Genomic DNA, 10,472 nt, shown 5'->3' on the forward strand with positions numbered 1-10,472 from the left:
AAAAAAAAAACCCCCCGCGGGGGGGGGGTTCAAAATTGGTCGGCGAGAGAGGATTCGAACCTCCGACCCACTGGTCCCAAACCAGTTGCGCTACCAAGCTGCGCTACTCGCCGAAATACTGCTTTTTGAATTTTTAGTTCAATTCGTTAAAGTCGTGGTGCGAGGGGGGGGACTTGAACCCCCACGTCCGTAAGGACACTAACACCTGAAGCTAGCGCGTCTACCAATTCCGCCACCTTCGCAAATTCACAACTCTATCAAATAATGGGGTGGCTAATGGGATTCGAACCCACGACAACTGGAATCACAATCCAGGGCTCTACCAACTGAGCTATAGCCACCACTGCAAACCTTTTACGCGGTATTAAAACCACCGCAGCTCCAGCACCGGGTTAATGGTGCGCCCGACAGGATTCGAACCTGAGACCTCTGCCTCCGGAGGGCAGCGCTCTATCCAGCTGAGCTACGGGCGCTTAGCGCCGTTGCGGGGTCGGATAATACGGACTTCCTACCCCGCTGTCTAGTGCCTTTTTAAAGAAAATTATCGTTTGCTCATGCTTTGTTCGTTTTGACGGTTATTCAGCCGTATTATTGACTTGCCCCTGTCTTCCGAGGCCAAACACCTTATAAATCAGGGTGACGGCGGCCAGAAAAATAATGCCGACGAAGAGCGACATGCGGGTTTCATCATTCAGTCCCATCCCGACCAGCACGCAGATCAGGAAGGCCATCGTGAAATAGTTGGCCCACGGAAACAGCAGCGAACGGAACGGATGGCTGGCAATCGCCGCCTGATGCACGCGACGGAAACGCAGCTGACTAATCAGGATCACAAACCAGGGCACCATCCCCGGCAGGACGCTGGCGCTATAGACATAGACGAACACCCGCTGCGGATTAGGAATAATGTAATTCAGGCAGGAGCCCACCAGCAGGATCAGAATCGACAGCGCCACACCGACGGACGGAACGCCGTTGCGCGATACCTTACCGATCGCCGCCGGCAGCTGACGGTTCTTCGCCAGGGCGTACAGCATACGTCCGCAGCTGTACATTCCGCTGTTGCAGCCGGAAAGCGCTGCCGTCAGCACCACGAAGTTGATAATTCCCGCCGCCGCGGTAATACCGATTTTGGCAAACGTCAGTACGAACGGGCTGCCGTTGGAGCCGATTTGATCCCACGGGAAGATAGTGACGATAACAAAAATCGCGCCGACGTAGAAAATCAGGATCCGCCACAGCACTTTGCCCACCGCGCTGCGCAGCGTCACCTGCGGGTTTTTCGCTTCACCTGCGGTAATGCCGATGAGCTCCACCCCCTGATAGGACGCGACCACGATACACAGCGCCGTCAGGAAGCCCTTCCAGCCGCCGGCAAAGAAACCACCATGTTCGGTGAGATTACCAAAACCGATGGAGTGGCCGCCGTTGCCAAAGCCGAAGAAAATGACGCCCAGACCCACGACGATCATCACGATAATGGTGGTCACTTTTATCATGGCGAACCAGAACTCGATTTCACCGTATAGCCGGACCGCCGCGAGGTTAGCCAACGCCACCAGCCCCACGGCAATCAACGCCGGGATCCACTGCGCCATCTCCGGGAACCAGAACTGCACATAGACCCCGATGGCGGTAATCTCCGAGATCCCCACCGCCATCCACATAAACCAGTAGGACCACGCGGTCAGATAGCCGAAGAAGGGGCTCATATAGCGATGCGCATACACCGCGAAGGAGCCTGTGACAGGCTCAAGGAACAGCATTTCGCCCATTGAGCGCATAATGAAAAAGACGAACAGGCCAGCGATAATGTACGCCAGCAGCACGGAAGGCCCAGCCCATTTCAAGGTACTGGCCGCCCCCATAAACAACCCCACGCCAATCGTCCCGCCAAGGGCGATCAGTTCAATATGCCGGGCCTCCAGTCCACGCTGGAGCTCCGCTTTTTTCTCAGTCATATATCCTCTTGTGTTTGCCGTATTCCGGGTACTCCCGGTTATTGTTATTAACTGAAACCATAGCCTTGCCGACGCGCAGGTCTCCCCGGCGCGTATGAAGCCTGCGAATGGTTAATTAATTTTGCGGAAATGGCAAATAAAGTATCAGGCGAGTGAAGAGATTACACAGAATATGTATGCAAACTCGCCTGGTTGCAGTGGAATATCAGAGCTTACCGGAATAATGCCAACGTAAATAGCGCAGTAGGCGGAACTGTCTCTTGATGCGGCTCGGCTGCAAAAGCAGGCGATAGAACCACTCCAGCCCCAGATCCTGCCAGAACTTCGGCGCCCGATGGACGTGCCCGGTAAAAACATCGTAAGTGCCGCCGACGCCCATATACAGCGCGTGCGGATACAGGCGCCGGCAGTCGCGCATGAAGATCTCCTGGCGCGGCGACCCCATCGCGACGGTGACGATTTTCGCCCCGCTGTCGCGAATGCGTTCGAACAATGCCTGGCGTTGCTCAGGGGTGAAATAACCGTCCTGGCTGCCGACGATGTTCACCTGCCAGCGCTGACGCAGCCTGGATTCTGTCTGCGCCAGGACCTCAGGTTTACCACCAACCAAAAACACCGGTGTCCCTTCAGCGCCAGCGCGCTGCATTAACGCTTCCCAGAGATCGGCCCCGGCGACGCGGGATACCTGGGCCTGCGGGTATTTTTTGCGCAGCGAACGCACCACGCTGATGCCATCGGCATATTTAAACTCCGCCGCCTCAATCAGCGCCCGTACCTCCGGGTTATCTTCTACGGCCAGCATTTTCTCAGCATTAATGGCCACCAGCGTCCCCTCCCGGAGCGCGCCGTCGGCAAACAAATAATCCAGAGCGTGCGGCATATCGCGCCAGCCTATGAGCTGCAGCCCTCTTAACAGGTACAACGGCGCGGAAATGGTCCCAGTCATGTCCATCCTTCTCAGACTTGCGGTTGCGAAAGCGGTTTTACGCGCTTATGAATCAGTCCCACGCTATCCAGGAACCAGTACAGCAGTTTCGCCGCCAGCAAGCAGATACCAAAGATCACGAGGAAAAACACCACACGGGAGCCGAACGAATCCAGCCCCTCGCGCGCCAGCACTATCATGTTGAAGATAGCGCCGAAACAGAAACTGTGCAGGATAGCCGCTTTATAGCGATTGCTCTCCCGGTTGCCCAGCTCATACAGCCAGTCGAACCATTTAATAATCAACCCTACCGCCACGGCGCCCAGCGGTACGAACCAGACGCCGCCCATCACCACCAGCGAGCCAATCAGCGTCGGCGAAATCGCCAGCCCCGAATGGTTGTTTAATACTTCCCAGGTAAAGTAGTTGGCGGTATTGAGCACCATCGTCGGGCGACCGTGCCACAGCCAGCTGGGGATAAAGACGTAGAAATCGCGGATCATCGGCGCCAGCCCCTGGAAATCGATCTTGTCGTAGTTCTGCAGCAGCAGCGCCAGGTTCTCCCACGGTGAGAAGGTGTCGCGCGTGAGATACAGAAAGGTATAAAACGCTTCGTCGCCGCTGACGTTCATCCCGTAGCGCTTCAGCGCCAGCCAGAACATGCCGACAATACCCAGCACACCCGCCGCAGCCAGCATCCACAGGCTGATCCAGCCGCGAATAATACCGATGAACAGAAAGATGGCGAAGGCGATGATAATATTGGCGCGCGTCCCGCCGACGATGGCGTAGGTCAGCAAACCAAAGGCCACCGTGCTGACGAGGAAGAAGATCCACGCCTTATAATCCTGGCGCAGAAAATAGACCACCAGCATCGCCGGAATAAAGAAGTAAAAGAAGCGCTTCAACGCCACGCCGGACACTTCAGCAGAGAAAATCTGGCTGTAGGAGTTGAGCTTAAACAGCAGGAAACCGTTGTGGGCGAAGAAGATGCCGACGCACAGCAGCGCCAGCCCCATCAAAATGCCCCACGCCAGATGGGTTTCCACCCGGTTCATGGTAAACAGCGGGCGATGCGCAACCTCACGCGATGCCGAACGCAGCCGCGTTTTATAGGTCACGTAGTAGACTGCGTAGAAGCACACCGCGATCAGCAGCGTCTGCAGCAAAATCTCCGGCGGCGCCACGCTGACGTCAAAGCGGAACACCAGAATACTGGTCAGCGGGAAGCCGAAGAAAAAGGTCAGCAGAAACAGCAACGAGAAAAAAACGTTGAAGTTAAAGCGTACCCGACGGAACTCAAACCAGGTGGCGGTGGCGATGAACAGCGTCGACAGCAGCCAGACCACCAGCAGCCCGCTAAATTGCATTAACGTCATGCCTGCCCCTCCGCCGCTAACCGTAGCGCCCGCCGCCAGCCCGTCAGATAGTTCGGCCGGAAGAAGGCGATAGCGGATTTATCCACGCTCGCCAGCTGACGCTGCGCTTCGCGCACCACGCTGACGTCCAGCGCGTCGCTGGTGAACAGCACCGGCACATGCTGCTCGGCCATATCCTGCCAGAACGGGTTTTCCCGATTGAGCACGCAGGGGATGCCCGCCTGAATCAGCAGACACAGGGTGCCGATCCCCTGCTGGCGGGCAAACAGAAAATAGCCCAGATCGCAGCGGCGCAGCAGCGCCAGATAATCATGAAACTCCAGCTTCTCGCTGAGGATCTGCAGATGCTCACCGCTAAACAGCGCCGCCCCCGCCTCGCGAACCTCATTGATATAGGCGTCGTTATTCGCTGGATAGCCCATCGGCACGATGACGTTTACCGTATCGCCAAACTGCTGATGGATTGCCTTCAGCGCGGCAATATGTTCATTGCTGCGATCCCCGGAGTTGCCGACCAGAATAGTCAGGGTATCACCGCGCGGAGCGTTATCGGCCAGGGTATTCAGCGCCGGATCCATACGGGTCGGGAAGTAGAGCAGCTCGCCCGGGACGCGCGGATGGCGGTTAGCGAACCAGCTGAGATCGCCGCGGGTGGCGAAAACGCGCCCTACCCGCCCCTGCGCCATACGGCGCAGCGGATAGAACAGGCGAAACTTCAGGCTGGCAGAATTTTCATACAGATCCGCCCCCCAGATATGCCAGTTAAACTGCGACGGGCGGATGCCGCCGCTCAACAGCGCCAGCCACAGCCCGGTATTGAACTGGCCGTGGAAGAAAAAGCGCTGCTGGCGGTTGGCTTTCGCGGTAGCAATCACTGCCTGCGCCAGCGCCTTTTTCCCCGGATAACAGGTGACATCCAGCGCCGGATACCCATCACGCACGCTGGCCTCATCACCGACGATCATAAATCTCCTGGCCTGCGGGTCGGCGGCCAGTTCGTCGTTAAAGAACCGCAGTACGGTCTGGTTATGATGCGGGATATCCGATCCCAGTACATGTATCAGTGCTGTCATGCCCGTTTACGCCAGAGTAAAAACACGCCACTACAAAGGGCGAAATAAACAATATAAGTGGCCATATATGCCTGCGCCGCGCCAACCGCGCCGTGCGCCGGTATAAGCCAGTGTGAGAATGCGGTCAGCAGTGCGAACTGGCTGATTTCCGTCAGAATATAAAAACGCAGCGACGCTTTGGCGATCACCAGATAGCCATAGACGTAAGCGCCTACTTTTAAAACGTCGCCCACCAGCTGCCAGGCAAACAGGTCACGCATCGCGGTAAAGCGATCGGAAAACAGCAGCCAGATGGCAAAATCGCGCAGCAGCCAGACCGTCAGGCTCGCCGCCGCTACTGCCGGCAGGACGAATTTCAGCGACTTGACTATCTCGCGGGTGATATCCGTTTTGGCGCTCAGCCGCGACAGCGTCGGCAGCAGATAGACGCTAAACGAGGCGGTAATAAACTGCAGGTAGGCATCGGAGATGCTGCTCACCCCCTGCCAGATCCCGACCGCCTCCCAGCCGTAATGCGCCGCCAGCAGATTACGCATCATCACATAGGCTACCGGCAGGGTCACCGAGGTTATCAGCGCCATCAGGGTAAATTTCGATAGCTGTCCCGCCAGACCGTTATCCCAGCGCGGACGCAGGGCGCTCAGCGGGATATTACCCCGCCGCCAGAGCATAATACCCGCCGGGACCACCACCAGCGCTGGAACTAACGCCAGCCCCAGCAGCGCGCCCTGATAGCCTCCCAACACGTAGCAAGCATAGTAAGCCGCCACGCCGATCAGGCTCCCGGCAATCAGCGAGAAGGCGTTACCCGCCGCATCGCGAAAGCCTTTCATCAGCGCCAGCAGGAAATTCGCCCAGGCGATCCCCATCTGCACCAGCGCCACCAGGCGTACCAGCCCCTGATAGTGCGTATGGCCGAACAGCCCCTGGCTTATCGGCGCCGCCGCCAGTAAAAATACCAGCGCCAGCAGGGTGGAAAAGCCAAGCACCATCGCCGACGAGGTGCCCACCACCTGCTTCAGGCGCGGGGGATCGTCGTGATGCTGCGCCACCAGCTTCGTGACGCCATTAAATATCCCGGCCCCGGCCAGCACGCCGAGTACGGTGACCAGTTGCCGGAAGTTACCGGCCTGGCCAACGCCCGCCGGCCCAAACGAGACGGCCAGCAGCTTGACGACCAGCAGACCGGCGCCGATTTTGACCAGCGTCGATGCCGCCGTCCACAGTGAGGCTTTTGCTAACGACATATCAGGAGAAGTAGCTCAGCAGCGAGTTAATCACCGTCCGCTGATTCACCACAGACAGATTGTAAAACAGCGGCAGGCGTACCAGACGCTCGCTCTCCTGAGTGGTGTAGCGGTCTTCACCGCGGAATTCGCCGAACTGTTCGCCTGCCGGGCAGCTGTGCAGGGGAATGTAATGGAATACCGCGAGGATCTCCGCCTCTTTCAGCCAGGCGATCAGTCTGCTGCGATCCTCGATATCACGCAGCTTAATGTAGAACATGTGCGCGTTTTGCCCGCAGTCGGCCGGAACCGTCGGCAGTTCGATACGCCCGGCGCGCGCCAGCGGCAGCAGCGCATCATAGTAGTTCTGCCACAGGGCCAGGCGCTGCTGGTTGATGCGCTCCGCCGCTTCCAGCTGCGCCCACAGATAGGCGGCCTGCAGGTCGGACATCAGATAGCTGGAGCCAATGTCCCGCCAGGTATATTTATCCACCAGGCCGCGAAAGAACTGGCTGCGGTTGGTGCCTTTTTCGCGAATAATCTCCGCGCGTTCCACCAGCGTGCGATCGTTGATCAGCGTCGCCCCGCCCTCACCGCCGGCGGTGTAGTTTTTGGTTTCATGGAAGCTGAAGCAGCCGATATGGCCGATGGTGCCCAGCGCGCGCCCCTTGTAGGTGGACATCACCCCCTGCGCGGCGTCTTCCACCACAAACAGGTTGTATTTGTCGGCGATGGCCATGATGGTGTCCATCTCGCAGGCTACGCCGGCATAATGCACCGGGACAATCGCCCGGGTTTTATCGGTGATGGCGGCTTCGATGAGCGTTTCGTCGATATTCATCGTATCGCGACGGATATCAACGAAGACGATTTTCGCCCCGCGCAGCACAAAGGCGTTGGCGGTGGAGACAAAGGTATAGCTGGGCATAATCACTTCGTCGCCCGGCTGGATATCCAGCAGCAGCGCGGCCATCTCCAGCGAAGCCGTGCAGGAAGGGGTCAGTAGCGCTTTTGCCGTGCCAAATCGCTGCTCCATCCACTGCTGGCAGCGGCGCGTAAAGCCGCCGTCGCCGCACAGCTTGCCGCTGTTCATCGCAGACTGCATGTAATCAAGCTCGGTTCCAACCACCGGCGGCGCGTTAAATGGGATCATGGGGGTCACCTGTATAGCCAGTAGGCGGTGCTTTCCACGTTAGCACCGCTGAGAATATAACGTTTAAGCGCGGCGGTGTTGCCCATCTGGGTCGCCACCCGCAGTGTAGAAAGTCCGCGCGAGGCGGCCCAGTACCGCGCCGCCTGCATCAACTGCGCCCCGGCGCCGCGTCCGGCCAGCAGGCCGATACGCGCTTCGGTCGCAGTGATCTGCCGCAGGGAGACAAAGGCGCGAATATCGCCCTCAGGATGGCGGTAAATCAGGCACTGATGATCGAAGGTGCCGCGCACCGCATTTTCAATCCACTGGGCATAGAAGCGGCCGCTGGCGTCGGCAGCGTACCAGGGCGCGCGAAAGCGGCTCATGGCAAATGCCCGCGCCGCCTGCTCGCGCAGCGGCGCAATATCCGCTTCCACGGCGACGTCTGCGCCGGCATCTGCAGGGCTGCCCACCGGCAGCGCCAGATCGACCTCACCTTCCACCAGCTGAAAACCCAACCGCTGCAGCGCGTCCAGCCGGACGGTGTCGCTGGCGGCGATCTTCGCCTGCACTCGCGACCACCCCGCCAGCGCCTCAGGCGTCAGCCGCGGCGCGTGCTCGTCAAAGCGCACGATCGCGCTGTTCACGGCAAAGAAGCGGTTCTCCCACTCCAGGGGGTCAATACTGGCGCGGACGGGCACGGAGCAGATCCAGCAGATATTGGCCGTAGCCGGTTTTTTCCAGCCGCTTCGCCGCACGTTTGACGCCGTCGTCGTCCAGCCAGCCGTTACGCCAGCCGATCTCTTCCAGACAGGCGATTTTAAAGCCCTGGCGCTTCTCGACGGTCTGCACGAACATGCTGGCCTCGATCAGGCTATCGTGGGTGCCGGTGTCCAGCCAGGCAAAGCCGCGTCCAAGCAGTTCGACGGTCAATGCGCCATCCTCCAGATACATCTGGTTGATGGAGGTGATTTCCAGCTCGCCGCGCTCGGATGGTTTGACCCGTTTGGCATACTCCGTCACCTTGCCATCGTAGAAATAGAGACCGGTGACCGCCCAGTTCGACTTCGGCTGCTTCGGCTTCTCTTCCAGCGATAGCGCACGGAAGTTATCATCAAACTCCACCACGCCAAAGCGCTCAGGATCCATCACCTGATAGCCAAAAATCGTCGCCCCTTCCGTGCGGGCAGCGACGCTGCGCAGCTTCGGGCTAAAGCTTTGGCCGAAGAAGATATTGTCGCCTAACACCAGACACGCCGGTTCGCCGTTAAGAAAGGCTTCGCCGATGATAAACGCCTGGGCTAAACCATCCGGCGTCGGCTGTACGGCATAGTGCAGCGCAATGCCAAACTCTGAGCCATCGCCGAGCAGGCGCTGGAAATCACGTAGGTCGTCCGGCGTGGTGATAATCAGGATCTCACGGATCCCGGCCAGCATTAATACCGACAGCGGGTAGTAGATCATCGGCTTATCGTAGATCGGCAACAGCTGCTTCGATACGCCGCGGGTGATGGGATGTAGCCGCGTTCCGGAACCGCCTGCCAGAATAATACCTTTCATCATTCCCCCCAGAGATGATTAGCTTTGCAGCCCAAGACGCTCGCCCTGATAGCTTCCGTCCTGAACCTGACGCCACCAGGCCTCGTTCGCCAGATACCACGCCACGGTCTTACGCATACCGGAGGTGAAAGTCTCTGCCGGCGTCCAGCCCAGCTCGCGGGCAATCTTCGAGGCATCAATGGCATAGCGCAGATCGTGGCCCGGACGATCGGCAACGAAGGCGATCAGATCGCGATAGTGCGCCACGCCCTGCGGCTTATCCGGCGCCAGCTCTTCCAGCAGCTGACAAATGGTTTCCACCACCTCGATATTTTTCCGTTCGTTATGACCGCCGATATTGTAAGTTTCGCCCGGTTCGCCGCGGGTCGCCACCAGATACAGCGCTCTGGCGTGATCTTCCACGTACAGCCAGTCGCGGATCTGTTGTCCATTGCCATACACCGGCAGCGGCTTGCCCGCCCGCGCGGTAAGGATCGTCAGCGGGATCAGCTTCTCGGGAAAGTGATACGGGCCGTAGTTATTTGAGCAGTTGGTGATAAGCGTCGGCAGGCCATAGGTTCGCAGCCAGGCGCGCACCAGGTGGTCGCTGCTGGCTTTCGAAGCCGAATAGGGGCTGCTTGGCGCATAGGGCGTGGTCTCGGTAAAGAAATCATCGCTGCCGTGCAGATCGCCATACACTTCATCGGTGGAGATGTGATGGAAGCGAAACGCCGATTTTTGCGCCATAGCCAGGGTATTCCACCAGCTACGGGCCGCCTCCAGCAGCGTATAGGTGCCCACGATATTGGTCTCGATAAACGCCGCCGGGCCGTCAATCGAACGATCGACATGGCTTTCCGCCGCCAGGTGCATCACCGTATCCGGTTGATGCTGACGAAAAATGCGATCCAGCTCGGCGCGGTCGCAGATATCCACCTGTTCAAAGGCGAAACGCGCATCCTGCGCCACCGGCGCCAGCGACATTAAATTGCCGGCGTAGGTCAGTTTATCCACCACCACCACGCGATCGGCGGTGTGCTGGATAATCTCCCGCACTACCGCCGAACCAATGAAGCCCGCGCCGCCGGTGACCAGAATGGTTCTCACCGCCACACTCCTTTGGTGTCGACGATAAACGCCTGGGTGACGCTATCGCCGCTAACGGCTTTAAATTCATTGTGATCGACCAGCATCACCAGCACATCGGCGCTGGCCAGCGCCGCCCCCAGGGGCGCCC

The 10,472-nt window shown here is 58.7% G+C and carries 9 protein-coding genes, 4 tRNA genes and 1 pseudogene; all 14 read right to left on the reverse strand.

The genetic code is table 11. The features are described 5' to 3' along the window. Positions 1-36: 36 nt before the first annotated feature. Positions 37-113 (reverse strand) — tRNA-Pro (locus HMPREF9538_RS05305). 42 nt (positions 114-155) lie between these two features. Continuing rightward, positions 156-242, reverse strand: a tRNA-Leu gene (locus HMPREF9538_RS05300). A 23-nt stretch (positions 243-265) separates the two neighbouring features. Further along, a tRNA-His gene (locus HMPREF9538_RS05295) sits at positions 266-341 on the reverse strand. A 55-nt stretch (positions 342-396) separates the two neighbouring features. Further along, positions 397-473 (reverse strand) — tRNA-Arg (locus tag HMPREF9538_RS05290). Between the two features lie 102 nt (positions 474-575). Next, on the reverse strand, positions 576-1,961 hold the full coding sequence (gene thrP / locus HMPREF9538_RS05285; RefSeq protein ID WP_002883322.1) for a bifunctional threonine/serine APC transporter ThrP: 1,386 nt from the start codon (positions 1,959-1,961) through the stop codon (positions 576-578). Between the two features lie 205 nt (positions 1,962-2,166). Further along, on the reverse strand, positions 2,167-2,907 hold the full coding sequence (wecG, locus tag HMPREF9538_RS05280) for a lipopolysaccharide N-acetylmannosaminouronosyltransferase (RefSeq protein WP_004177935.1): 741 nt from the start codon (positions 2,905-2,907) through the stop codon (positions 2,167-2,169). An 11-nt stretch (positions 2,908-2,918) separates the two neighbouring features. Beyond that, positions 2,919-4,265 (reverse strand): ECA oligosaccharide polymerase, encoded by a 1,347-nt coding sequence (wzyE, locus tag HMPREF9538_RS05275; protein ID WP_004186365.1) that lies wholly within the window; start codon positions 4,263-4,265, stop codon positions 2,919-2,921. After that, entirely contained in the window at positions 4,262-5,338 is a 1,077-nt protein-coding gene (locus tag HMPREF9538_RS05270) for a TDP-N-acetylfucosamine:lipid II N-acetylfucosaminyltransferase (RefSeq protein WP_004177944.1), read from the reverse strand. Before HMPREF9538_RS05270 ends, wzyE begins: the two co-directional genes overlap by 4 nt. Then, the gene (wzxE, locus tag HMPREF9538_RS05265; RefSeq protein WP_002883312.1) at positions 5,335-6,585 is read right to left on the reverse strand and encodes a lipid III flippase WzxE; all 1,251 of its coding nucleotides are present in this window, start codon (positions 6,583-6,585) and stop codon (positions 5,335-5,337) included. The genes HMPREF9538_RS05270 and wzxE overlap by 4 nt, the downstream gene beginning before the upstream one ends. A gap of 1 nt (position 6,586) precedes the next feature. Beyond that, positions 6,587-7,717: a dTDP-4-amino-4,6-dideoxygalactose transaminase gene (rffA, locus tag HMPREF9538_RS05260; protein WP_002883310.1), complete on the reverse strand. Its 1,131-nt coding sequence runs from the start codon at positions 7,715-7,717 to the stop codon at positions 6,587-6,589. 5 nt (positions 7,718-7,722) lie between these two features. Next, a complete protein-coding gene (gene rffC, locus HMPREF9538_RS05255; RefSeq protein ID WP_009486002.1) occupies positions 7,723-8,397 on the reverse strand; it encodes a dTDP-4-amino-4,6-dideoxy-D-galactose acyltransferase in 675 nt (224 codons plus the stop codon). Beyond that, positions 8,375-9,256, reverse strand: a complete 882-nt coding sequence (gene rfbA / locus HMPREF9538_RS05250) for a glucose-1-phosphate thymidylyltransferase RfbA (RefSeq protein WP_002883307.1) — start codon at positions 9,254-9,256, stop codon at positions 8,375-8,377. The genes rffC and rfbA overlap by 23 nt, the downstream gene beginning before the upstream one ends. Positions 9,257-9,274: 18 nt before the next feature. After that, entirely contained in the window at positions 9,275-10,342 is a 1,068-nt protein-coding gene (gene rffG / locus HMPREF9538_RS05245; protein WP_032457229.1) for a dTDP-glucose 4,6-dehydratase, read from the reverse strand. Next, positions 10,339-10,472 (reverse strand): annotated as a pseudogene (wecC, locus tag HMPREF9538_RS31195) (UDP-N-acetyl-D-mannosamine dehydrogenase); the annotation flags it as partial. The gene rffG and the pseudogene wecC, both read right to left, overlap by 4 nt.

Origin of the sequence: Klebsiella sp. MS 92-3 (genome assembly GCF_000195655.1) — a bacterium.
Lineage (GTDB): Bacteria > Pseudomonadota > Gammaproteobacteria > Enterobacterales > Enterobacteriaceae > Klebsiella > Klebsiella pneumoniae.